At 56.9% G+C, this 24,280-nt stretch carries 24 protein-coding genes, 1 tRNA gene and 1 pseudogene; 17 read left to right on the forward strand and 9 right to left on the reverse strand.

Annotation, left to right across the window (positions count from 1 at the left end):
* Window positions 1-18: 18 nt before the first annotated feature.
* The gene (locus C8J25_RS17910; protein WP_167397753.1) at window positions 19-741 is read right to left on the reverse strand and encodes a LuxR C-terminal-related transcriptional regulator; all 723 of its coding nucleotides are present in this window, start codon (window positions 739-741) and stop codon (window positions 19-21) included.
* A 418-nt stretch (window positions 742-1,159) separates the two neighbouring features.
* Here C8J25_RS17910 and C8J25_RS17915 point away from each other — a divergent pair, with 418 nt between their 5' ends.
* The 5 genes from C8J25_RS17915 to C8J25_RS17935 all read left to right on the forward strand — a co-directional run bounded on the left by C8J25_RS17915 (window position 1,160) and on the right by C8J25_RS17935 (window position 6,142).
* The gene (locus tag C8J25_RS17915; RefSeq protein ID WP_107955770.1) at window positions 1,160-2,248 is read left to right on the forward strand and encodes an NAD-dependent epimerase/dehydratase family protein; all 1,089 of its coding nucleotides are present in this window, start codon (window positions 1,160-1,162) and stop codon (window positions 2,246-2,248) included.
* Window positions 2,245-3,063: a glucose-1-phosphate cytidylyltransferase gene (gene rfbF, locus C8J25_RS17920; protein ID WP_107955732.1), complete on the forward strand. Its 819-nt coding sequence runs from the start codon at window positions 2,245-2,247 to the stop codon at window positions 3,061-3,063. The genes C8J25_RS17915 and rfbF overlap by 4 nt, the downstream gene beginning before the upstream one ends.
* Window positions 3,045-3,719 (forward strand): dTDP-4-dehydrorhamnose 3,5-epimerase, encoded by a 675-nt coding sequence (gene rfbC / locus C8J25_RS17925; protein WP_244187191.1) that lies wholly within the window; start codon window positions 3,045-3,047, stop codon window positions 3,717-3,719. The genes rfbF and rfbC overlap by 19 nt, the downstream gene beginning before the upstream one ends.
* On the forward strand, window positions 3,716-4,837 hold the full coding sequence (locus C8J25_RS17930; RefSeq protein ID WP_107955733.1) for an NAD(P)/FAD-dependent oxidoreductase: 1,122 nt from the start codon (window positions 3,716-3,718) through the stop codon (window positions 4,835-4,837). Before rfbC ends, C8J25_RS17930 begins: the two co-directional genes overlap by 4 nt.
* A 237-nt stretch (window positions 4,838-5,074) precedes the next feature.
* Window positions 5,075-6,142 (forward strand): acyltransferase family protein, encoded by a 1,068-nt coding sequence (locus tag C8J25_RS17935; RefSeq protein WP_146173381.1) that lies wholly within the window; start codon window positions 5,075-5,077, stop codon window positions 6,140-6,142.
* 335 nt (window positions 6,143-6,477) lie between these two features.
* Here the strand turns inward: C8J25_RS17935 and C8J25_RS17940 are convergent, their stop codons facing one another.
* Both C8J25_RS17940 and C8J25_RS17945 read right to left on the reverse strand, forming a co-directional pair.
* Window positions 6,478-7,521 carry a glycosyltransferase gene (locus C8J25_RS17940; protein WP_107955735.1) on the reverse strand — a complete coding sequence of 348 codons (1,044 nt, stop codon included), beginning with the start codon at window positions 7,519-7,521 and terminating at the stop codon, window positions 6,478-6,480.
* A complete protein-coding gene (locus C8J25_RS17945; protein WP_107955736.1) occupies window positions 7,522-8,283 on the reverse strand; it encodes a polysaccharide deacetylase family protein in 762 nt (253 codons plus the stop codon).
* A 432-nt stretch (window positions 8,284-8,715) separates the two neighbouring features.
* On the opposite strand from C8J25_RS17945, the gene C8J25_RS17950 reads away from it, so the two are divergent.
* The 3 genes from C8J25_RS17950 (at window position 8,716) to C8J25_RS17960 (ending at window position 12,019) form a co-directional block, all read left to right on the forward strand.
* A complete protein-coding gene (locus C8J25_RS17950; protein WP_208622635.1) occupies window positions 8,716-9,975 on the forward strand; it encodes a DUF4910 domain-containing protein in 1,260 nt (419 codons plus the stop codon).
* A 61-nt stretch (window positions 9,976-10,036) separates the two neighbouring features.
* On the forward strand, window positions 10,037-11,377 hold the full coding sequence (locus tag C8J25_RS17955; protein ID WP_107955738.1) for a protoporphyrinogen/coproporphyrinogen oxidase: 1,341 nt from the start codon (window positions 10,037-10,039) through the stop codon (window positions 11,375-11,377).
* Between the two features lie 147 nt (window positions 11,378-11,524).
* Complete coding sequence (locus C8J25_RS17960) at window positions 11,525-12,019, forward strand: Ros/MucR family transcriptional regulator (RefSeq protein ID WP_107955772.1); 495 nt, start codon at window positions 11,525-11,527, stop codon at window positions 12,017-12,019.
* Window positions 12,020-13,085: 1,066 nt separating this feature from the next.
* Here the strand turns inward: C8J25_RS17960 and C8J25_RS17965 are convergent.
* The 3 genes from C8J25_RS17965 to C8J25_RS17975 form a co-directional block, all read right to left on the reverse strand.
* On the reverse strand, window positions 13,086-13,370 hold the full coding sequence (locus tag C8J25_RS17965) for a BrnA antitoxin family protein (protein ID WP_107955739.1): 285 nt from the start codon (window positions 13,368-13,370) through the stop codon (window positions 13,086-13,088).
* Window positions 13,367-13,636, reverse strand: coding sequence for a BrnT family toxin (locus tag C8J25_RS21190; RefSeq protein WP_341871545.1), 270 nt, complete (start codon window positions 13,634-13,636; stop codon window positions 13,367-13,369). The genes C8J25_RS17965 and C8J25_RS21190 overlap by 4 nt, the downstream gene beginning before the upstream one ends.
* A 194-nt stretch (window positions 13,637-13,830) precedes the next feature.
* The gene (locus tag C8J25_RS17975) at window positions 13,831-14,124 is read right to left on the reverse strand and encodes a hypothetical protein (protein ID WP_146173382.1); all 294 of its coding nucleotides are present in this window, start codon (window positions 14,122-14,124) and stop codon (window positions 13,831-13,833) included.
* 852 nt (window positions 14,125-14,976) lie between these two features.
* Here C8J25_RS17975 and C8J25_RS17985 point away from each other — a divergent pair.
* The 4 genes from C8J25_RS17985 (at window position 14,977) to C8J25_RS18000 (ending at window position 18,244) form a co-directional block, all read left to right on the forward strand.
* Window positions 14,977-15,858 carry a replication initiator protein A gene (locus tag C8J25_RS17985; RefSeq protein WP_107955742.1) on the forward strand — a complete coding sequence of 294 codons (882 nt, stop codon included), beginning with the start codon at window positions 14,977-14,979 and terminating at the stop codon, window positions 15,856-15,858.
* Window positions 15,859-16,451: 593 nt separating this feature from the next.
* Window positions 16,452-17,234 carry a helix-turn-helix domain-containing protein gene (locus tag C8J25_RS17990; protein ID WP_107955773.1) on the forward strand — a complete coding sequence of 261 codons (783 nt, stop codon included), beginning with the start codon at window positions 16,452-16,454 and terminating at the stop codon, window positions 17,232-17,234.
* A 390-nt stretch (window positions 17,235-17,624) separates the two neighbouring features.
* Window positions 17,625-17,701 (forward strand) — tRNA-Pro (locus C8J25_RS17995).
* 297 nt (window positions 17,702-17,998) lie between these two features.
* Entirely contained in the window at window positions 17,999-18,244 is a 246-nt protein-coding gene (locus C8J25_RS18000; protein ID WP_107955743.1) for a hypothetical protein, read from the forward strand.
* 685 nt (window positions 18,245-18,929) lie between these two features.
* On the opposite strand, the gene C8J25_RS18005 is transcribed toward C8J25_RS18000, so the two are convergent.
* The 3 genes from C8J25_RS18005 to parA form a co-directional block, all read right to left on the reverse strand.
* On the reverse strand, window positions 18,930-19,364 hold the full coding sequence (locus tag C8J25_RS18005) for a DUF3617 domain-containing protein (protein ID WP_107955744.1): 435 nt from the start codon (window positions 19,362-19,364) through the stop codon (window positions 18,930-18,932).
* 496 nt (window positions 19,365-19,860) lie between these two features.
* A complete protein-coding gene (locus C8J25_RS18010; protein ID WP_107955745.1) occupies window positions 19,861-20,160 on the reverse strand; it encodes a ribbon-helix-helix domain-containing protein in 300 nt (99 codons plus the stop codon).
* The gene (gene parA / locus C8J25_RS18015; protein WP_107955746.1) at window positions 20,157-20,843 is read right to left on the reverse strand and encodes a ParA family partition ATPase; all 687 of its coding nucleotides are present in this window, start codon (window positions 20,841-20,843) and stop codon (window positions 20,157-20,159) included. Before parA ends, C8J25_RS18010 begins: the two co-directional genes overlap by 4 nt.
* 879 nt (window positions 20,844-21,722) lie before the next feature.
* On the opposite strand from parA, the pseudogene C8J25_RS21195 reads away from it, so the two are divergent.
* The 5 genes and pseudogenes from C8J25_RS21195 to C8J25_RS18040 all read left to right on the forward strand — a co-directional run.
* Window positions 21,723-21,899 (forward strand): annotated as a pseudogene (locus tag C8J25_RS21195) (hypothetical protein); the annotation flags it as partial.
* A gap of 98 nt (window positions 21,900-21,997) precedes the next feature.
* The gene (locus C8J25_RS18025; protein ID WP_244187192.1) at window positions 21,998-22,678 is read left to right on the forward strand and encodes a hypothetical protein; all 681 of its coding nucleotides are present in this window, start codon (window positions 21,998-22,000) and stop codon (window positions 22,676-22,678) included.
* A gap of 51 nt (window positions 22,679-22,729) precedes the next feature.
* On the forward strand, window positions 22,730-23,059 hold the full coding sequence (locus C8J25_RS18030; protein ID WP_167397754.1) for a single-stranded DNA-binding protein: 330 nt from the start codon (window positions 22,730-22,732) through the stop codon (window positions 23,057-23,059).
* A gap of 295 nt (window positions 23,060-23,354) precedes the next feature.
* On the forward strand, window positions 23,355-23,687 hold the full coding sequence (locus C8J25_RS18035) for a DUF2726 domain-containing protein (protein ID WP_107955748.1): 333 nt from the start codon (window positions 23,355-23,357) through the stop codon (window positions 23,685-23,687).
* Window positions 23,688-23,771: 84 nt separating this feature from the next.
* Window positions 23,772-24,215 carry a hypothetical protein gene (locus tag C8J25_RS18040; RefSeq protein ID WP_107955749.1) on the forward strand — a complete coding sequence of 148 codons (444 nt, stop codon included), beginning with the start codon at window positions 23,772-23,774 and terminating at the stop codon, window positions 24,213-24,215.
* The last annotated feature ends 65 nt before the right edge of the window (window positions 24,216-24,280 follow it).

Consider the following 24,280-nt stretch of genomic DNA (forward strand, 5'->3'; position numbering starts at 1 on the left):
GTGACGGACGGCGAGCACTTACAGTTGCTCGATCGCATTAGAGCTCCCTGACTGAGCGTGACTACACGTTTCCATGTGGGAGCACCCGCCATCGTCCCGATCCCCCATTGCCCATATTGCAGCCTGGGTCCGGTTCTGAACGCCGATCTTGCGCAATATCGCCTTGACGTGCACTTTCACAGTCGCCTCGCTTATCATGAAGCGCCGCGAAATAACCTTGTTCGGCTGACCCGCGACAAGACCCGCCAGGATTTCCTCTTCGCGTGCGGTCAACCCGGTTTCGGCCATTGAAATTCTATGGGCATGCGACGGAGTACTCGGCATGCGCGACAAGAGACTCTCCGTCAGATCCGATGGCATGATCTTTTCCCCGACCGCAACGAGATTGAGATAGGCGATCAGCGAATCCGTCGATATTTTCTTGACGATGTAGGCTCTTGCGTCGTGTTGAAAACATTCCATCATCAGCTCATACTCAAACCGATCAGTGAGTACGATCATCAGTCCGAGCGGCAGTTTTTTCTGAACATCGTCAAGAAACGCAGCGCCGTGCACCTCGACCAGACCATCAATCAAAATCAGATGAGATGATGGATTGACTACGTCGGTGGACACCTCGATCGCGGAGAGATTCCGCGCTGAATCAACGATCTTGAAATTATTCTCCGTCAGCAGCCGGCTCAGTCCGTCCAATGATACGGGATTTGCACCTAGCAGCGAGATTGTCACCTGTTCGATCATTCTACCCCCCCCCGTTCCGCATACTGTAGAGATGGCCCCCATCTCATCCGAAATATTCCTACGTTCCGCTCTGAATAACTATATTACGACATATCAGAGAGTATGAAGCCGGTTAGGTCAATACTATCAAATTGGGTACTAACTATACCTCTAAAGAATCTGAACTTTCCCGGGTTGGAACACTAAATAAAACCAAGCGAGTATCTGACACTTATGTGAATATTTGGGAGATGCTTGGTGTTCATCCAACAGGTCAAATTGTTGTTTTATTACAATTGCAGCGCCGTCACACGTTAGCGCAATGTTAACCAAGCTAACTCGTAAGTATGGTGTCCGTAAGATTATAGGACAGGCGATCTTCAATCGTGCGACGCTCCTCTTATCAGCAGTAGAGTGTTCGATGCGGGGGTCGCAGACGATGAAGATACTCATTACCGGCAATATGGGTTATGTCGGCCCCTCAGTGATCAAGCAAATTCGGGGCTCATATCCCGACGCCACAATAGACGGGTTTGATACGGGATATTTTTCCCACTGTTTGACTAGCATCGATAACTTTCCCGAGAAGATATTGAACCGTCAGATCTTTGGTGATGTCCGGTCAATCAAGCATCGCGACATTGAAGGATATGATGCCGTCGTCATGTTGGCAGCAATCTCCAATGACCCGATGGGTGCACGATTTGCCAAAGTTACCGGACAAATTAACCAAGATGCGGCAACAGCAATCGCGATCACCGCGAGCGACGTCGGTGTACGCAACCTCGTCTTTGCCTCGAGCTGCAGTGTTTATGGACTCGCCAGCGGTGAGCCACGACGCGAGCACGACCCTGTAAACCCGCTTACGGCCTACGCTGCGTCGAAAATCGGTACGGAGCGCGCGCTAGCGGCCATACAAAGCGACATGACGATTACCAGCTTGCGGTTCGCAACCGCCTGCGGAATGTCGGATCGGCTGCGTCTTGACCTGGCTCTCAACGATTTCGTTGCCGGGGCATTATCGGACGGCCAAATCTCTATCCTGTCCGATGGAACGCCGTGGCGCCCGCTTATCGATGTTGCCGACATGGCCCGGGCGATCGAGTGGGGGGTGACCCGGACGGCCGACAATGGCGGTCGCAACCTCGTTGTGAATGCCGGGCACGTATCGGGCAACTACCAGGTTCGCGATCTCGCCGAGGCTGTCGCGCGGGCAGTGCCCGGATGCACGGTGTCCATCAACAAGAATGCTCCTGCGGATTCCCGATCGTACAAAGTCGACTTCAGTCTATTTGCCGAACTGGCACCTAACTATCTTCCGCGTATGGGAATTGGCGACTCAATCAATGCCTTGGTTACAGGGCTGCAGGCGCTTGGCTTTACAGACCGACATTATCGCCAATCGTCACATTTTATTCGTCTCGAGACGCTCAAGAACCTGATGAATCAAGGTCAATTATCCGAAACATTGAATTGGTCGGTCGAAGGCGACCTGAACCAGGTCTACTCAAGGGGGTTGGCAGCATGAAAGCGGTGTTTCTGGCGGGGGGTTTTGGTACGCGATTAAGCGAAGAAACGGCAGTGATGCCAAAGCCGATGGTCGAGATCGGCGGCCGACCGATCATGTGGCATATCATGAAAATGTACGCACATTTCGGCATTCGCGAATTCGTCGTTCTCGGCGGATACAAGGTCGATTTTATCAGGTCCTACTTTCTGAACTACCGCGCACGGTCCTGCGACGTCTCGATCGATTTGACGTCCGGCAATGTGGAGTGGCTTGACGCCTGCACAGACGATTGGCGGATCACGATCCTTGATACCGGGGCTGATACGATGACCGGTGGACGCATGCTTCGCGCACGCCATTTGCTGGCAGAGGCGCCGTTTTGCCTCACGTATGGCGACGGCGTAAGCGATGTGAATATCGGCGAAGTGATCGCATCGCACAACCGATCGGACAAATGGTGCACGTTGACCGCGGTTTCGCAACCGGGTCGCTATGGGGCGCTACGCATCGGCACCGATCTCGAGACGGTACAAGGCTTTAGTGAGAAGGGGGCCAGCGAGGGCGGCCTTATAAATGGTGGCTTCTTCGTCTGCGATCCTATGGTTCTTACCCAGATTGATGGCGACGATAGCGTATTCGAGGCAGAGCCGATGAACCGCCTGATCGAACGCAACAAACTGGGGTGCCATATTCACACAGGCTTTTGGCAAAGCATGGATACGCTCAGGGACAAGCATGTCCTCGAGCAACATTGGGCGAGCGGCACACCGCCATGGAAGATCTGGAGCGAGGCGCCCAGGGATACGATCGCACAATGGCGACGGTCAGCCTGACCGGGATGAACGGACGCCGCCAAATCCGCTCCGGGCGCGCACTGACGCCAGCCTATCACAAGAATGCCAGCCCTCGAGTCGCGGCAATGCCGCCTCGGATTGCGACAATGAACTTTGTACCAACGGCGCTGCCGGATGCTTATGTGATCGAGCTTGACGTTCACGAAGATGAACGCGGATCCTTTACGCGCACGATGTGCCAGGAAGAGTTTCAGACGCACGGGATCACCGAGCCGTTCGTTCAGCAAAATATCTCGTTTACCAAGGCGAAGGGTACAATTCGCGGCATGCACTTCCAGTGCGAGCCTCACAGCGAAGGTAAATTGGTCAGGTGCACGCGTGGCGCGATCTTTGATGTGATCGTCGACCTCCGCCTCGAGTCGCCAACATACCTTTCCCATATCGGCTTTTGGCTGGATGAATCGACGCCTTCGCAGATTTACGTTCCGCCAGGGTTCGCGCACGGCTTCCAGACACTGACCGATGACGTCAAGATGTCCTACCTCCTGTCCCACCGCTATGTACCTGCTGCACAAGGCGGCCTTTCGTACCAGGATCCGATACTCGATATTACCTGGCCACTTACAGTTACGACGTTGTCGGAACGCGATGCGACATGGCCTCGCATTGAACCACTCGTACCCCCTTCGCTGTGACAAATCATAACACCGTCGATGTCGTCGTCATTGGCGCGGGCGTTATCGGGCTTGCCATCGCGCGCCGCCTTGCCATTGCCGGCAGGAGCGTTGTTATTACCGAGCAAGAAGCCGCGATCGGTACCGCGACCAGTGCACGAAACAGCGAAGTCATCCACGCAGGGATTTACTACCGCGATACGCCTCTCAAGGCACAGCTTTGCATAGCCGGACGCCATGCCCTCTATGCGTATTGCAAGGCGCGCCGCATACCGCATCGCCGGACCGGTAAGTTGATCGTGGCCTTTACGCCGCAAGAAGTGCCTGTTCTAGATCGGATCCGCGCAGACGCAGTGGATGTTCGTGTTGATGACCTTGTCATGCTCTCGGGGGATGATGCCCGTGTTCTCGAACCTGCCCTCCTATGCGCTGCAGCTCTTTTCTCACCCTCGACGGGTATTATAGACAGCCATAGTTACATGACGGCACTTCTAGCCGACGCCGAAGCTGATGGCGCCTTACTCGCGCGGCGGACCAAGGTCACCCGGCTGACACAATACAACGACAGCCATTGGGGCGTTCACATCGAAGGGGCGGGCGAACCCATAGTCTTTGCCGAGCATATTGTCATTGCTTCGGGACACGGTGCGCAGCCGCTCGCCAAGGCGACGCAAGGCATGCCCGCAAGTTCGATTCCGCCGCAACATTTCGCGCGCGGCCATTACTTCGCCTATCATGGGCGGCATCCCTTTACGCGGCTGATCTATCCTGTGCCGGTGCCGGGGGGGCTTGGAACGCATTTGACGCTCGACTTGGCAGGACACGCGCGTTTTGGGCCCGATGTCGAATGGATCGACGGCGTCGACTACCGGTTCGGGCCGGACCGTGAACAGGCCTTTGCTACAGCCGCGCGTCGGATCTGGCCTGGGCTTGATCCGTCTCGGCTGCGCCCAGACTATTGCGGGATCCGTCCCAAATTGAGTGCTGCAGGCGAAAGTACGGCTGACTTTTCCATTTGCGGCAAGAGCGAGCACGGACTGAAGGGCGTGGTTGCATTGTACGGCATGGAATCGCCGGGTCTTACTGCGTCCCTAGCGATAGCAGATCGGGTTGCGCACGAATTCGGCATTGCCAATTAAATACGGCATCGGCCTATGATATTTTGAAATGGGTTAAATTAACACCATTGCATTAGCAAGATCATATAAGAAGATTATAGATAATATATATGCGGAACTAACTCCGAGTATGCGCATAATCCTACATTGGCGATGTAGAAGATGCCGGCGGTCCCTTCGAAATTCTATGATCAGTTCGTACGTTGGATCGATGGTACCAAATCCCTGTCGCCTACGGGTTGCTTGTAGATACGCAGCGTGATCGCCTGTTTTCCTCGCCGGCCTTCGTTGAAATCGGAGATAGGTATCCCGTTCACTCTCCAGACCCGGCACAAGCCTTCGCCCCCGCATATTGCCGACATGGCAGAACCGCGCACTCGGTGGCTTGATGCCGCTCGGGGTGCTGGTGCCGTTCTGGTCGTGGTTGGCCATGTGGAGCGCGGACTCACCGGCGCCGGCCTGGCCGAGGGTGAAGCCTTTCAGCGCTTCGATCTTGCGCTCTACACGTTCCATATGCCGCTGTTTTTCCTGCTTGCCGGGATGAATAGTGGACGGTCGATCGATCGATCCTGGCTCATTCTTCTGCGACGCAAGATCGTCACGATCATATACCCCTATATTTTGTGGTCGCTGGTCCAAGGTTCGGTTGTTGCTATGATGGCAAAATCGACGACGGGTATGCACAACTGGCATGACCTGCTGCTCATCGCATGGCGACCGATGGCACAATTCTGGTTCCTCTACGCGCTCTTCGTCTACGCGATCGGGGCCGCTGTACTCCGGGGCAATGCGGTATTGATCTTGGCGATTGGCATGATTGCGGTCGTTGCGGCGGACCATGTTGATCCCGGCTCCCCTATCGATCTCGGCCTGCACCACACGATCTTCTTCGGCGTTGGGATGGCCTTTTCGCGGCGGATCATTGCGTGGCGTCCGCCACGAATATTGTGGGTGGCAGGAGCGGCTGCGGCCGTATGGGTTCTGGGATGGCAGATCGTGCCCCATGGTCAGCGGTTCGCGTATCTTACGGTTCGCGCGCTGCCGTGTGCCTTTGCCGGCTCGGTTTGTGTCATGGCAGCCGTGCAATCGGTAGGCGTTCTGCCACAAACCCTGCTGGCGTGGCTGGGAAAAAGAGCCATGGCGATTTTCGTTCTACACATTCTCGCCGCCTCTGGGGTGCGGATCGGCCTCGTCCTGGCCGACGTCCCATTGTCAGCAACGCAGCACATGATCCTTGGCACGGTCTGCGGCCTGGCTTTGCCGTGCGCCGTTCAAACCATTGCCGAGCGCCTCGGGATCGCCCGGGTGCTGGCGCTCAAGGCGTGAGGTACGGCCGATCGTTATCAGGTTGGTTATGGAGAGCAGCGGCAGAACGCCGCTGCGGCCCGTCCCGACGGCTTGAAGCCAGTATTGTACGGCAGCCTTTGGGCAGCGCGATCGTCCGGCATGGATGCGACCGCAGGCAGCCTCGTCGATGCGATCATATCGCGGTGTCAACGGCGCCGGTCCGATCCCGAGACGAAGATCCAGATCATTCCCACCTGATGCCATCCCCCGCCCGGGGTGCCTCCCACACGGCCTAGCGTTTCGGTATCCGGCTCTGAGAGCCGTGCAGGGGGCCAACAATGCCGATCAGGCCTGTTGAGTAGCTCTTTGCTTTTTTATGCCGGTGACGGGGGCTCGGATGGCGCTACCTGGTACAAGGCCACCTGTGTCACGACGCCTGCCGAAGAAATCGGCGCTGTAACGCGTCCTCCTTCCAATGCCAGGCTCTGAGGGTGGGTATGGCCATGCAGGACGCCCTGAGCATAGGCTAGGACAAGATCGATTTCGGCGCGTTCGTGGATGTACGACACCAAGACCCCCAACAAAAGCACCTTGAGGTACGCGGAGGCAACGATCCACCACGGCCACGCAAAATCGCCCAATTGGGCTCGCCGCATGATCGAAATGCCCTCCCAATAGGCTCTTTCCCTGGCCCAACTCCGTTCGAGCCGTTCAGCCTCAACGATATGGTCGACGCGTATCTTGTCAGAATGCCAGATCTGCCAACCACAGCGGAGCAGGATCTCGACGAGATGGGACTCCTCACCGCTGAGCAAAGATGCGCCGTGGCGACCTAGACTTGTATCGAACTCGCCAGCAGCCATCAGCGCATCGCGACGGATGACGGAATGACCTATGCCAAACCTGGTCTTGCGCTTTTGATCAAATTCGCCGGCGCGCTGAAGCATGCTGAGATACGCAAGCCACCGCTGGCCTACCGCCTGGGGCCGGGCGCCTGGCCATTTTGGCGCGACATTGCCGCTACACGCAGCGCAGTTAGAGGGTAGTCGCTCGATCAGCTGTAGCGCCTCTTGCGCCCAATCCGGTGATGGGACTTCGTCATCGTCCATATAGCCGATCCACGGTGTCTGACATTCGTGCAGTGCTGCGTTTCGGGCGCGCGAAATACCCGCTGTATCGAGGCGCACAAACGTCAACAGATCACCGTAGCGTGCAACATATTCCGAGCGCAGCGCGGCTGGCGGACAACTTGCACTATCAACGACAATCAAGCGAATACGAAGCTGCTCGAGCTGGGGTAACAGCACCGACAAAAGGCCGTCCAGCAAATGCGGGCGGTTGTGGGTACACACCGCCACGGTGAACAGTGGATCAACATCTGCCAAAGCCGGTGTCTGCCGGTAGTCGAGGACCTGCATCTAGCGTACCGCCTTGAAGCGGACGAAGCGTGACAAGGTCGAGCAATCTGTCGACGCGGAGATCGTGGTTGTTTTGATGCCGTACCGGGCGATGCCTCGTAGCAGCGCCGCGAGGAGCAATGGTGCAATCGCTCCCGACAAGGCGGAGGCGCTACCAATTGCATCTTCGTGAAGCAAGAGGATAGACCCGCCAAACCCTCGATCTGCCAAGGCGGTGACTATCGCATCGTCGCAGCGAATCTGGAGCGTTGCGTGGCTGTCGCAGTTGTCTGCCAACGTCCAATCTTCAAACGAATGGCTCCAATGCGCGATCTGGACATCGTCGCGCCAAGAGCGCAGCTGGGCATGGACCCGCGCACTGTCATGGCCGGATCCGTAGGGCAGCCGAAGAATATAGGGACTGGGCGTTGGTCGAAATCGTGCCAGCACGGCTTCAGTCCGCGCCAGGTCGCGCGCAAATGCGTCGGGCGACATTTCATCCATCCGCTGATGCCAATAGCCATGTGAATAGATCGCATGACCCTGTGCAGCGATATCTTCCACAAGACTTGGATAGCGCTCGGCGCGCTCGCCACACAAAAAGAACGCAGCAGTAGCGTCAAAGCGGGCAAGTAAGTGAAGAATAGTAGGCGTGGTGCATGGCGATGGCCCATCATCGAACGATATTGCAATAGCATTCTGACCGCCCACCGTCGTACAGATTGGCAGCCAGTCCCCGTCGGACAGTCTATTGCGCAGTTTACGGTTAAGATTGCCTATCATAGCCCCCCCCGATAGCAGCGTCGATTGGCGTAGCGCCCCCGCTATACACCGTACCCAAGGCTAAAATCTGGATGAACCACAGGCAATCGCGATTATGGCGTACATCCATTGCTTACGGCGCATCGCCGTGATTCGGCGTGAGTGACGATCCGTTATCTTGATCAAAAGAGACGATAGTTCGATTCGACATAGTCATCGCTATGGGTATTAGACCTGACACCAAGGCATACTCATATCAATATACTCCGTTTTCTCCACGCTTATACTTATACCACTGAATATGTTCGTCACTAATCGTTATACAAAAATAAAATGTCACGCGTTTTACCGTGTGACACCGAAATGGGGGATAGTATAATGCCGGCATCTAGTGCCATGCCCTTGCCGCATCGATCCGATACGGATGAGCGAGTCGATGTCGGCTTCGACTGCATGGCCTTCGTCAAGGCATTGTTTCCGCTTGCACGCAGCTTGACAGGCGACGGTGTCCGCAAGACTCTTCAGGAGATTGCACAATACATTCCCGTTTCGATCAGCGAAGTTACAACTGGAACGCCAGTTCTGGATTGGCATGTTCCAAAGGAATGGAACATACGATCGGCATCGATCCGGTCGCTGTCTGGCGAAACACTGATCGACTTTGCTTATTCCAATCTTCATGTCGTCGGATACAGCCGGCCGATCAGCGCGGTTCTGTCGCGCGAAGAGCTTGCGCGTCATGTGTACACACTCCCCGATCAGCCGGACGCCATCCCGTATCGGACGGGATATTATGCCGATGACTGGGGCTTTTGCATGCAGGATAGCCGCTGGCGTGCCATGCAGGATGACATGTACGCGGTTGAGATCGACAGCGATCTGAAAGCCGGCCACCTGACCTATGGAGAATTGCTGGTTCCAGGACTTACTGACAACGAGATCCTGATCAGCGTTCATATCTGCCACCCAAGCCTCGCCAATGACAACCTCTCCGGGATCGCGGTTGCCACCGCGCTTGCCCGTCAGCTGCTCCTTACGCCGGGCCGAATGGGTGTGCGCTTCCTGTTCATCCCCGCGACGATCGGAGCGGTCACCTGGCTGGCGCGCAACGAAGCGATACTTGGACGCATCAAGCATGGCATGGTTCTCACGTGCCTAGGCGATGCAGGCGGGTTCCATTACAAATCCAGTCGGCGAGGCGCCGAGATCGACAGCGTGGCAAGCCATGTGCTCGCACGCTCGCCATTCGCGTCTACCCTGCTCCCCTTTACGCCTTACGGGTATGACGAGCGGCAATATTGCTCGCCGGGCTTCGATCTCCCGATCGGTTGCCTGATGCGCGGCGTACACGGACAATTTCCAGAATATCACACGTCGCTCGATGACTGCAGTTTCGTCGGCGCGGCCGCGCTCGATGAATCGCTGGTGATCGTCTCAGAAATCGTGAGCGTACTTCAGCGCAACGTCGTTTACGAACGGATCGACGGGCGCGGGGAACCGCAACTAGGAGAGCGCGGCCTGTACCGCGCGATCGCAGGGCAGAAGGAAGCGGGTGGGGCTAACCAGATGGACCTGCTGTGGCTCCTGAACCTCGCAGACGGCCACCATTCGCTGCTCGACATAGCCAGACGCGCCGATACGCCCTTCGACCGCATCGATGCCGCGGCCGCGCTAGCTCTGACCGCAGGACTTGTCCGCGTATCCGGATCATGACGCGACACATCCCTTTACCATCACCGCCCCTGGGCTGGCTTCTCGCTGCGGAGATTTCCGAATGATCGACACCGGCATCGTTATCCTGGGATCGGGTATGGCGGGATTTGGCGCCGCCAATTATCTGGCAGAGCAAGGCTTGTCGGCACGGATTTACGATCAGCGATCGCGGCCCGGTGGGCTTACATCGAGCTTTGGATCGGGTGACGGCTTCATCTTTGACGAAGGCGTGCACATTTCCTTCACGAAAAGCGAGCGCGTCAAGGATCTGTTCGCACGGTCCGCGGAAAACGTCGAGGTTGGCCGAGTTTACTGCAACAATTACTGGAAAGGCCACTGGATCAAGCATCCAGCGCAGGTCAATCTTCACGGTCTACCGAAAGACTTGATCATCGATTGCATCAAGGACTTTGCGGCAGTAAATTCGGTCGCCGAACCTGTAACTGCTAATTATGCCGAATGGTTGCTCGCTGCCTATGGTGCGACCTTCGCCAATACCTTCCCTATGGTCTACACGCGCAAGTATCACACCACCGATGCGTCGAACATGTCGACTGATTGGTTAGGGCCGCGGCTATACCGCCCCAGCCTTGACGAGGTGTTGCGCGGCGCACTGGAGCATGAACCCCTCGATGTCTTCTACGTCGACGAGTTTCGCTACCCCTCGGAAGGCGGGTTCGAAGGCTTCATCAAGGGGTTTTATGGCAAGGCGAGGGTTCATAACAACCATGAGGTCATCCAGATCGATCCGATCAGCCAGACCGTTCAATTTGCAAATGGCGCAACGGCTGCATTCAGCACGCTAATTTCCTCCATTCCTCTTCCAAAGCTTGTTCCGCTCATCAAGGGCGTGCCGGACGAAGTCCTGGACGCTTCAAGGCGTCTGGCTTGCTCTCAAGTGGTTGTCGTCAACATCGGCGTAAACCGGCCTGTCGAAACCAAGGCACAATGGTCGTATTTTTACGACGAAGACATTCCGTTTGCACGCGTCAGCTACCGTAACAAGCTGGCGCCGAAATCGTGCCCGCCTGATTGTGGTGCCTTCCAGGCCGAGGTCTATTTCAGCGACAAGTATCGCCCGCTTACCGGTACACCGGACGACTGGATCGAACCTGTCATCGACGCACTCATTTCTTGTGGCCTTATACAGAACCGCGGTGAAATCATTCATCAAAGTGCCATCTGGATACCGTTCGGCAATGTCATTTTCGATCTCGAACGGCGCGCAGCCGTTGATGTCGTCCAGGGATATCTTGATGACATTGGCATCCGGTATTGTGGCCGGTTCGGACAATGGGGCTATATATGGACGGACGCCGCATTTCTCAGTGGCGAGCAGGCAGCGCGTCGAACGCTTGAAGCGCAAGGTACAGCTGCCCCAAAGCTGAGGCTGGCAGGGTGACGCCCGTAATACGAGCGCCGAAATGCCGCTGCAGTCTGTGCGCTGACGCTTTTCGCGTGTGGCAAAGAGACGGCGGGCAGGTTCATCGTCCGGCATCATCTCGGCCGCGAACTGCGCTCAGATACCCTCATCGATAGCGAGATGATCATGGCTCATGAAACCACGTCGGTCGCGTTAGCGGTCGAACTGACTGCGGCCTGGCTCGCAAACCCTAGCACGCGCGCAAATGCTGACGAAGTACCGGAATTCCTACGTTTGATGCGTCGGGCTATATCGCAACTGGCCGGAACCTCGACGCCCGCCCCTCTCGAGGATCCAGAGCAGATATTTGAGCCAGCGGTAACGGTGCGAAAGTCGCTGGCGTCACCCGATCAGATCATCTCGCTTATAAACGGCAAGCCCTACAAGACATTGCGCCGCCACCTCGCAAATCATGGCCTGACGCCAGTGGAATACCGAACGCGCTATAATCTCGAGCCAGATTACCCGATGGTTGCCCCGTCCTATTCAGATGCCCGTAGAGCAATGGCCAAGTCGATCGGTCTGGGACGCCAAACAAGAAAGAAGGTCCATAACTCCCCACAAGCCACGTCTAAAAACTATCGGGGTCCTCAAATATCAAAGAATTCCGGAAAAAAATAGGACCTTCTGCCTATCATTGATATACCTCACTATCGTACCAAACAAAGACCTCATAAATCAAAAGATATTTATACACCTACCGACATAGTGTGGATCTTGTGATTAAGCACAAATTATTACTTATAGAAACTAAAACATGATTACGGACTAAATATTATTAGTGTATTATAAATGGGAAAAATTAAGATATACTAATGAGATCATGTTAATTAATAACTACCTGTGATCTAGGTTTATTGTAGAAAGCGGGGTTGATGAAAAAACCAGACCTCTCAACAATGATAAAAAGATCACCTCAAGGTATTCTTAGCCGTACGATATTGGCCATAGTTTGGGTGGGTGCAATGTTGTCTGCCCTAACGAGGGCGTTGCTGATATTGGCAGCTTTAGCTACGGTATTCATATTGTTGATGATCATTTGCGTTTTTAGCGTTCGACATAAATCCGAAATGACATGTCGCGTTATTGCCCGCTGGGAGTTAGAGGATGACCTTCAACATATATACAGTGCTGAAGCAGCGGCGCATGCGACGCAGACCTAATATTTATAACCCAAAGATTTACCTGCTATTATGCCTGAAATAGGTAGATATAAAGTATTTCGGCGAAGAAATCGCCGACGTATACTTTATCAAATTTACTTTAATCCACTGATACATATATCTTATTGTAAAGGCGACCAATGTTAGGATCGATGCCCTTGTTAGTGCTGATCATACATAAAAATAACTAGGTCGAGGCGAGGTCGAATGAGAATGGCTACTGTCGGCTATAGCTAAGGCAGCCTTTTCTGCAGCCGCAATGTTGCTAACACCCTAATATATACTGAGTGCTTGTGGTGAAAAGCCAGCCGCCTTACTGTTCCCAACCGTACTGCCACTGCTACAGCAAAAGACGTCATCATAGGTGGCTCGGCAAATCTGCACAGGCAGCTAAGTGGAGTTTCTGCCTGAAGGCTGTGGATCGGCGTCGAAAGCGGTACCCCGCTGTGAGCGAGGCAACCGCCTGATATCTTTTAGAAAGTATGGGTTAGGGAGGGGGCCCGATCAGCGCCCGGCCATATAGCTCAGGCTCGCGCCTCACTTTCGCTGACATAGCGACGCAACACACGGTTGATCTGGGTCTGGTAGCCGCGATCATCAGCATGTTCTTTGAACCATGTCACGATATCGGCGTCTAGGCGAAGCGTGACAGGCTTCTTGATTGGGCGATACAACGCCGGCCGTTTGGCATGTTGCCATGCTTCGGCCGTCACTTCCGGGATGTCGGCTGTGTTAATCTGATCATCTGGCAAGGCCGCGAGACGGTCCAGCTGATCCTGCAGTTCGGGGCCAAGCGCTTTCTTGCTCATAGCGTCTCCTTTCGTGTGCCGTGGCCTTTCGGGCGCTGATAATCCGGACCCGATACTCGTTGTCCGGCTCGGGGTGGCTGTGAACGATGACCAAACACGACGGCGCCGATCATGCCGGTCGCGTGCCAACGCTGCTCACCAGCCTCTACGCGATCAGGTAGGACAACGTAGAAGGGATCACTCCAAACCTCCTGCGCCGACTCGAACGACACTCCGTGTTTGGCAAGGTTCGATGTGGCCTTCTGATTATAACATTCAAATAGCACGTCGCCCCAATGTTGACAAAAACGTATGTACGCTTGGGGCGGGGCTACAGCAAGGGTCCCGGAGGAAAGCGTCAGCGTTCACCCAGGTTAGCTCATCGTTTTGGATCGCTAAGATCGTCCGGAAACACCCATTTGTCGGTCATCGGAAAAATCGACAGGGTTTCCCGCCGCCGTTCGAACATCTCGACCAGTTGCTAGACCAGGCGGAGGCTGTCCTCGTCTTGAAACCGGAGCCGCACCGGCAGTCGCGCCTCGACCGGTGTCAAGAGGTTGACTGCGCTCACCCGTGCGGTGACGAGGCCCGAGATGTCGCTAGAGTCGTCGCCCCAGATCCGGAAACGGAACGGCTTTTCGTCGCGTCCGTGCCGCCAGACCCTGCATTCGAGCGACAAGGTCTCGACCGGCGACCTTTTGCCCTCGCGCCAGTAGAAGGCGTCGCCCTGCCGGCGGTTGATCAAATTCCCGATCGACCGGAATGGCCTGATCACCGGCATCTCTCGGCCTGCGAAGTTCTTTAAAGATTCGGCGATGCTTAACGCGCCGTGGGGCCGGAGGTTCAGGCAGCGTGAGAGAGACGCGGCTTGGAAGGCGCGTCGCTCTCGTCGTCATCCTTGGGGTACCCAAGGCAGCGCTCACACTCCTGGTTGGAGCGCCGCAGGAGGCGGCGACATGGCACCGACGTCCAACGACATGCTGATCGTAAGCGGACAAGCGCTGGACGACGTCTATTCGCGCGCGCTTACCGCTTTTCGGCTGCAAAAGGGCGGTCGATCATCCTACGATGGCGGCTCGCCGAGAGTCTCCAAGCGATCAGCCCTTGGATGTCTGACGCTACCATGTATCTGTTTTCGAATAGCTCGAATAGCTCGAATAGCTCGAATAGCTCGAACGGCATGATGCATACGCGAGTGATGCTATACATGTCGACACATCGACACGTCAACGCTACCGCTTGTTGGATGCCGTTCATCACCCAGACGTCCGCCTGGCCTGCAATATTGTTCATCGGCGGACATAGGTAGCGTCGACATCGCCGGCTCGAATGATCGCAAACCACTAGCGGCTTGGAGGCTGACGGGGTTTTCCGTGTAATAGCACGAAGTCTCCTCCGCCGGTCGTCGGGCTCATGCCACAGCCCAGCGTTTTCCTCGTGAAAGCACGCAGAACCAGACGGTATTGGACCGGAATCGCTATGCTTTGCCAGGATAGGCCGTCCGTATGCGTCGAGCGTCGGCCTAACCCCGTTAATGTTCGTGCTATCACACGGAAAACCCCCTTTCCGTTGGACAAGCATGAGGCAGCGACACAGGTTGATCGCTGATAAAGGCGAGTTTGGGATCATGGGCGACGTTTCGGTTTTTCAGGGTGACCTGTTTTCGGTGCACAGCCCGCTGTACGGCGATGTGCAGGGTGAGCGGACCGTGGCTGAGTTTCCGTTTTTCGCCCTGTCGAAAAAGGCCCATATGACCCCGATGGTTTTTGAATCGGGCGAAGCCCGGATCGAGATCAATCCTAGCAAGACCGGTGTCGCAACGATCTACGACAAGGAAATCCTGCTCTATATCGCCAGTCTGATGGCGGAGCGGGCCGAAAAAGGCGAAAAAGCCGACCGGATCATGACGTTTACCGCCAACGATCTCTTCCGCGTTACCGGTACGAACTCGTCCGCGCGGTCTTACACGTCGCTCAAAGCTTCATTGAACAGGCTGCAGGGCACGCAGATCGTCACAAATATTGAGACTGGTGGCGAAGGATCGGACAGCTCGTTTTCCTGGCTGCTCAAGGCCGACATCAAGTACATCAAGACGTCGACGGGTGAGCGTCGTGTAAAATGGGTCGAAGTCATGGTGTGTGACTGGTTGTATCGCGCGATTCTGACGGATCAGCGGATCGCTGCATACCATCATGACTTTTTCAAGCTTGGCCCTATCGAACGGCGTCTCTACGAACTTGCCAAATTTAACTGCAAGGACGACGGTTTTACACTTGATATTGGTGAGCTGGCGGCGCGCGTCGGCTGTGCTTCGGACCGACGTGGCCTCGAATATTTTAAGAAGCAGCTGCGCGACGTATCTGAACAGGATAGTCTGCCCGAATATACTCTCAACGTCGTTGAAACGAAAATCCCCTCCGGCCGCGGTGGTCGGCCGCGGTTGCATACGACGATCGGCTTTCGACCCAAAAGAGATCCCGAAATTCTTGAAGACGGCACCGACACGTAATCGGTTTGCAGGCTGGCATGGGGTTTTCCGTGTAATAGCACGAACTCAAATTCGGCACTCTAAGTCCCGACCGGCTAAGCTACCGGGCCCCGGCAAGGGGTTTTCCGTGTGATAGCACGAACATTTCCCGAGTTTTCCGTGCGAAAGCACGAACCTTGCCGCTTTGCCCTGCCTCCATAAACCGCAAGGATGATGGAACGGCGGTCGTCGTTCGTCGAATTCGGATTATTCCAAATCCGACGAGCGAGGGCGTGGTCGTAACGATCATCGGCAAGGGGGGGCAAGTGTCGGGTTTCTGAGCCGCATCGTGCGCAGCGTTTACGCCAGCGCAGGATGTATACGCTGCTTGGGTCGCCACCTGTCCCACCAAACCCATGACATCGATAGCGAAGGAATGGCTGTGAGCGGATAAAAGGAAACCCGGCACAAAGGCCGGGCATCCAAAAGCACATACTAGGTTCGTGCCTGCAAGCACAAACGATCGTCTGACAACGATCCCTAAATATGCGCTTTTCAGATTGAATTCAAGGATGCGCGTTTCGTGCCACGGCTGACTTTTGCCTGTTTCCGCCACCCTCAAAAGGGAACGGATGATGGGGACTATTACGATAGGCGATGCCGCGCTGAAGGCGTTCGGCTTGCTGACGCGCGAGCGTGCGCCCGCGCGATCGGGCGCACTCCACCGAACAGGCGCGCCTGTGCTACGCGACAGCTTGGAGGCCGGTACCTTCGAAGAGGTCTTCTGGACGGCACCTGGCAAGGGCGAAACCGACCGTTTGCTGCATGTTGCGCGCAAAACCCTTGACGCTGCACGGCGGTTGCGGCGCGATGCGCGCTCGGGAGAACGGACGCTGACAGTCGTCGAACGAGGGATTGCCCAGCTTACCGGCAGCGCTGTGCGGGTCTTCGAAGAGATCCTCACGCTTGCGCGGTTAAACCGTGGCCGTGTGTACCCCTCCTATGACTATCTGGCAGAGGCCACCGGGCTTGGGCGTGCAACCGTCGGTCGGGCACTTCATATTCTCGAGGCAATCGGGTTTCTCGTGCGCCAGCGCCGTTTCAACCGCGTGAAGAAGGACGGCCCCGGGCCTCGGTACGTACAGACATCCAACGCCTACCGACCTCTGCTGCCTGGCAGCGTGCGATCCTATCTTCCGCGCTGGATGCGCCCTGCCCCGTTGCCCGACGACGCCGCTCAGCATCACGCCGATCACGTCCTGGAAACCAATGCGATGTTGGAGACGCTGTCCTGTAGGGAACTTGCGCAGATTACTGTTGGCGGTTCCTTAGGCAAAATTCTTGCTAAGCTGGGTGAGACGATCGACCGCATGGAGCGCGAGGCTCAAAACGATCTAGAACCGCTCACAGATTCTTAAATATGAACAAAACAGTGTTGGCCTAGCCGGCCAACGCAACCCGTAATAGAGGCACCAACCTGACACATTGAGACTCAAACCGCCGGATAACACGCGGAAAACCCTGGACGCAGCGACGATGTCGCCGCGAATGCTCCCTAGCGGGATCATGCGGTTTCCGAAGCTCTTATCATCGCACCGGATTCGAAGCGGGAGCGTCGTGACATGGATGACGATAATAACGCCGTTTTTCACGATGGTGACCTGAGGCCGTCGGTCAGGAATGACTGTTTTTCAGGTGACAAGCGGCAATCAGGGTTCCGACAATGGGATGCCTCGGACCCGCGATTTTCGCGTCATCGCGTTATGACGCTTGCGTATTGGCGCTGGTATCCCTAACCGCAGCGCCGTCGGGGAGTGGCGCAGGCTGGTAGCGCACCTGGTTTGGGACCAGGGGGTCGCAGGTTCGAATCCTGTCTCCCCGACCATAGACCGTAAGGTCTTATATTGCCCTCGATCCGAGGGGGGCAGCTACTCGTTATTCTATGCCGGCTTAAGGCATGAGAGAACGTAAAGCCACGGAGCTTTGCCCCGAGGTCATTGCCCGCGGCAGCCCTGTTGCGGGCTACGGGTACGGTTCGCACAACGGCACGTCGCGCACTGCCCTTCTGCGCAGCACTAACGATACATAACGAATGAGTTAAATCGGGTGGATACTGCGCCACATCAATTTGTATTTCCCATGTTCCAGTACCAAAACAAGAGCACCTAGGGGAATCGAACTAATGGACTTTCCGTGGAAAGAGCAGGCGACCTTAGTTCGGATGGCGGGCGTCGAACAGGTAGACGACCAGTCCTGTGAGATCCTGTTTGAAGGATCCTTGCTGGCGATGGCAACTCGTGTGCGGGACATGAAGCCGGCTCAGCGCAAGCGCCTACGGTTATCGATACCGGACCGGCAGGTTCGTCCCCATACTTTCCAGGGGGATGCCCTGACGGCGCTGATCGACCGTATCCCACCAGCCGCCTGAATACCGTTTTTGACGGTTTCGTTTTGCACAATCGCGGTTGGAGCCAACGCATTTGCCCGCGCGTATCTTAACAGCCACATGACACGCTGATGCTGCGACGCAGCAATGACGTGAATGAGGTTTTTTATGTTCTCCCTGATCGCTCTCTACTTCGAATACCGTAACGCTCAGGCCGCTCACATCGCGGCGACGAGCGCGACGGTCGAACTTGACCGCCCCGCAAACGACGTTAGCTCGGCCAGCATTGCGAGAGCTGCCTAGATCCGCGAAGGCTGTGGTGGAACCGGCACGCTGCAATACCGCGGCGCTGGCCACATCATCGACGGTATTGCGTGACACCGACCGTTATTACTCCGAGCAGCCCAAGCGCGATGGAAGCAGGCCTTGTGCACGACGAAGAGGCACAACGCTTCGTCGTGCTGACGTTCAAGGAGCCGGGAGGCGAGCCCATATTGGTCACCTTTACGGTTCCCATCTTCCAAAATTGTGTCGAGCACCTTGTCCGGACGGCGAAGGCAGCCACGGAGGAAGCCAATCGTGGTTCCTAGCTGACCATGACAGCTCATTTTGGCGATGGATTTCTCTGCCTCGGGCAATAGCCTTGCGCTAAGCAGACAATGGCAATGGGCCTCAGTATCCCTGAACCAGCTTATGTTCGACGAACGGCTGGTCCAAAAATGCAGCGTCATCGCCCGACATGCGTTGCGCGCTGATCCAGAACAATGTTGAGAGCCCCTTTGGGGGTCATGCCAGCCACGGTTGCCCGACCAGTATACCCCGTCGCATCGTACGTCCCCGTGCGACTGATACGTAGCCAGTCGCCCTTCTTTTGCGGGCAGCTCAGGGTCTGCGCATATCTGCCGTCAGCAACGCGCTGGCTGTCGATCCGGCATCGTGCTTTCGGATCGGGCATCAGGAGCGTCTCGATTCCCTGCCCGCTCGACAGATGCTTGCGTTCGGCCTTCGATTTGCCTTTCATCATTCGCAGAAGGAATCCGGGAACACCCGGTACGACCAGGTCTACGACCTTGGAGGTGACGTCCCAATCTCCTGGCTGCACCACCTGCGCGGTAGCGGTAGTCGAAAGGCCAACTAGCAGAAGCATGAGGTATTTCGTCATACCTCAATCATTTACCGGATTGTGCACCGTACACAACTGACTGCCCTTCCGGGACAGATGGCCCGCTTTCTAGAGCGACGGTGCCGAACAGTTTGCCCCGGCCTGCGCGATGACCCGTTACATTACCGTATGGCTGCCCTCTCCAGAACGTCCAGGCTGCGCGTCGCACGCGTATGCATTGCGCCAATGCGCAATCCAACAGCCGGCCCATGTGAACGGTAAGGATATGAAACCGGTCGCGTAGACCGCCGAGCGTCACATTATTCGCCGTGCTGATCTTGCCATCTGCACGAGTAAGAAGACGGGCTACCAGTGTGCGTCTCCAGATCGGCACGGCGCTGCTGCCCGCCTTGGCTGGCAAGGCAGCGGAGCCGGAAGGCGCGCGCCTTAGATTTCATCGCAATCCAAGGGCAGGACTGGCGGTTACAACTGAATTGCTTATCGACCGTAGCGGTTCAGCTGTTACCCGCCTGCCAATCGGAACGTGATGTCGCGATCAGTCCCCGATTGGGCTTTCGCCATGCTTGCGCAGCACGTCGTTGAATGCCTCGGCCATCAGCGCCTGAAGGCTTCTGCCCTGGCGACGTGCCAACGTGTGCATGGCGAACGACATCTCGGGTGTGAAAAAACCTGCGATCTGTTTGCGACCCTGCCGGCTGGCAGGACCCGATGTAGCCCCCTGCCCGCCCGTCTGGTTTTGCGTCTGTGCAACAGGCTGTGAAGCCGCTGGTGGTGCGACGACGGATTCCGGCACGGTGCGATCACGCAGGTTTGCGAAGGACGGCTTGCGGCTCATGCTACAGCTTTTCCTTTTTCTTTTAAGGGTTTGGATGAGGGCTTCTTTGGTGCCTTGATCGGTATGCCAAGCTGTCGACATGTCCACTTGTAGATGTGTCGAATGTCCTCTGCTGCTTTGCCGCTGGGTTCGTATTCCATGACGGTGCGGCCTTCCGCGCTCGCGTGACGAAAGGCGGCGCGGTCGGCGATCTGGATCGGGCAAGCTGGCGTACCAAAGCCTTCGACGAGTTCGCGGGCCTCTTGGTACATGCGCGGCGCGTTAGGGGAACCTGCGGTGAACACCACAAAGGCTGGCTTACGGAGCAACTGCACGAGTTTGGCCGTCGTCTGGATCGCCGTCAGGTCGAAGGCGCTGGGACGGCATGGGATCAGGACTAGATCGGCCACCTCGACTGCGGCACGCGCGGCGCTGTCGGCATGAGGCGGCGTATCGATGACGATAAAATCGGCCCCCTGCCCTCTCGCCTGCGCGATCTTGGCAGAGAGTCGTGGCGGTGGGCTGTCGATCACTTCAGGCGGTGCGTCTTGGCGCCAGGCTGCCCATTGGCTGGCAGTCGCTTGGGGGTCGGTATCTATGACGAGCGCAACGCGCCCCGCGTCATGAGCGGCAGCGGCAAGGTGAAGCGCCAGCGTCGTCTTGCCCGCGCCTCCCTTCTGGCTGATTATTGCGATAATAGGCATGTCTGTTCCCCTACATGTCTACATCGAGACAATGCAACACTGCTGACGGGGATCAATGTATTTGGCTGCGATGCCTGCACCCCGGGCCCCATTTTTTCGCGGTGAAGGAGGCAAAATCGTTGATGAAAGGCGCGATCCTGAACTGCGCAGCGTTTTTGCTGCCGACCCATTCGCAATGGCCGCTCGCCAGTCCACTTGATGCTGGTGCCAAGTGACCTCACGAACGACGGCGTTCAAGACACGGTACCGGTCCGCGCTTCATGGCAAAGATCGGGCAATCCCCGGTCGTCCTTTTGGCTTTGTCGAATAACGGGTCCCGTCCGGAGCTGCCATCCGCGACTTGCGTTACTGACTGGAGTTGGTCGGCTCTTGCCGCTGCCGCTCTGTGACAAACACAGAATTTCCGATAGCATCCCTGAAGCCCCAGCCGTGGCCAATAATCGAGGGCAGCGTGTGCGATAAAACCCTGTCGCTTTATCTCAGTAGACGAAAACCCGATTTCTGAAGGTTTTCCGTCATTGCCGACCGTTAGCGCTTAATTGCGTCCGTTCGATGTACCGCCCCTCCCAAACGGTCGGTGAAAGCACGTAGCCGAACCTGCCAATCTCGAAACGGTCGGCGAAAGCACGAACTTTCGCACTCGATTACCGCAACGCTCGGGCCTATCATTGTCCTCAACATCCAATCTTCGTGCTTTCGCCGACCGATTGCCCGGTGTCAGGGAGCAACGCCTGAGCCTAGCAAGACCACAAGGCGACCTGTTCTCGTTCGATAGCCCTCTCCTCACCGAGGTCCGAGGCGAACAATCCCTAATGGCATTTTCCGTTCTTTGCCCTCACTAAGGGCGAGTGGACGAAGCCACTCGACTATCGGAATGAGTCTGTCTCGATCGAAATCGTTGCTACCTCAAAAGGCGTTGCCACGATCTACGACAAGGAAGTTCTTCGCGCATGCGTTTTCCGTTGGGTTCAAATAGCCATCGTCGCGCGTGCTGATCTGCTTTTGGTCTGCTCTTTTCCCAAAAGTCGGCTTCAAATCAGGCGGCAACAATTTTGATAAAATAGGGCTGTCATTTTTGACCGATATCGTAATAATGACGAAATGCCGGTCCGATCTCAAAATCTGGACGATCTCGTAGCGCCTAAGAAGCGCCGGTGCTTTGCGCCACGCAGAACGGCACCGCTCCGGTGAGAGCGCGCGCGATCCTGAGCGGTGCGGCGATCCTCGGAGGGATCGTCCTGTGGCAACGCCCCTCGCTTGACCACGACAATGCCGGCTCAAATCCGTTCGGCTGCGCCTCGACGAACGACGGCTCGGTGTGCGATGCCGTCGCCGGTATCTCAAAGGTGATCCACTCGCCCTTGATCCCTGCTAACCTAGCTGCGCTTCTTCCACCGCCCGAAACACCGGGGGCGGTCGACCCCGCCATTACCCAGGCCAACATCGACGAGACGATCTGCCGCCCGGGCTATGCCCGGTCGGCACGACCCGCCTATTCGATCACCGGGCTGCTGAAACGCCGCATGATGGATGCGCAGCATCCCGGCGAGCGCATGGTCGATTACGAGCTGGACCATCTGATCCCGATTTCGATTGGAGGCGCGCCGCTCGATATGCACGACCTCTGGCTTCAACCGCGCCAGGGCCAAGCTAATGCCGGCGACAAGAACGTCCTGGCCTATGTCCTGTGGCGGCTCGTCTGCACCCATCAGGTGCCACTGCAAACCGCACAGCGCGACATCAGTCACGACTGGACGCGAGCGTACCAAGTTTACGCGACGCCCGAACACATCGCAAAATACCATTTTCGTTATCTCGAGCAGGAGCGCGAATAGCGTTTGTCAACTGGGCAGTTTCAGCATTCCACTTCAGCCAAGGAGAGTATGATGCCTCAGAATATCGCAGAATTTCGGATCATCGGTCGGATCGGCAAGATTACGTCACGTGAGAAAGTGAAGTACGTCAGCGTTGCGGCCAATTATAATCGGCGCGACGGTGAGGAGTGGAAGACGGATACGCATTGGAACAGCGTGGTGTGTTTCTCGAATGTCGCTTCCCAGGTCGACAACGCCGCTAAAGGCGACCTCGTTCACATCACTGGCCGCGTGCGTGAAAGCCAGCATGGCGAAGCGAACGACACGACCTACCGGACCGAGTTGATCGCAGATACATTTTCGGTCCTGACTAAGGCTGATACCGAGGACTCGGATAGCTGATGAGACGCGGGGGCGGCGTTCGGCACGGCTCTATCGGCGCTGCGCCCCGACCGAGCCCGCACACGGTCTCGGCCCTGTCGGGTAACGATCCCGGCCCTCGCACCAAATCCAACCGCACGATGACGCACTACACGCGACCTGAATTGCTCCTCGCAGCACTGGTCGTCGTCGTCCTGGCCGCGATCGCCAAGGCAATCCCGCGCACGCCGCGAGTACGCGCCAAGGCGCTGCTCACCGAACGCGAGCGCGCCGCTCGAGGCATCATCGAGCGCATCCCCCCCATGCCCGCGTGCATGTGCAGGTCTCGATGGGCGCGCTCCTACAGCCTAAGGCCGGCTTCGGTCGCAAAGCGGCGATGCGCACCCGCAATAGGTTTTTCCAGAAGATCGTCGACTTCGTGATCGAAGATCGCGCATCCGGTGCCATCCTCGCGTTGGTCGAGCTGGACGATCGCAGCCATGATGGCTTGCACGATCGGAAGCGTGACGCGATTACCGCTTCGGCCGGCTACCGCACCATCCGCCTTCCTGCGGGAAGACTCTCCATGACCGATATCGCAACGCAGCGTCAGCCCCTCCAATCAAACAACGCCGGTACGTCCGTCAGTGCGACACGGAGCGGGGCATGACCGATCACGGGAACAGGACAAGTTCGGCGCTGGACGGTGATTTTCTCCTTTCGTTCTCGTGGCGCATGATTCAGAATCGGTGCCATGCCGATCCGTCCGGAACATCGCTGGCTCTACCCGATCGACTGGCCGGAGATCAGCCGGATCGTGCGCTTCACGCGCGCAGGCGGGCGCTGCGAGCATTGCCAGCGCCCCCACGGACGCCGCGCCACGCTGCTGCTGGGCACCGATGGCGTCTGGTGGGATACCGAGATCCACGCCTGGCGCGATGGTCGCGGCCGCCAGCTTCGCCGCCAGCCCAGCTACGTCCCGCTCGAGGCGATCGGGATGACACGCAAGCCAGTCTATCTCGCGACCGCTCATCTCAACCACGACCCGACCTTCAGTGGTCCGCGCTGGCGCAACCTCGCCGCCCTCTGTCAGCGCTGCCACATGATCCACGACGCAGCCGAACATCGTCGGCGCCGCTGGTGGAACGCCTTTCGCCAGCGCGCGATCGGCGACCTCTTCTCGGGTCGGTACAGCTAAACCCTTTCGCGACCACGCGGACGATGGCGGTGATCGCCGCCTCAGAGGAGAGGATGCCGGTTGCT

This window comes from Sphingomonas faeni (genome assembly GCF_003053745.1).
GTDB lineage: Bacteria > Pseudomonadota > Alphaproteobacteria > Sphingomonadales > Sphingomonadaceae > Sphingomonas > Sphingomonas faeni.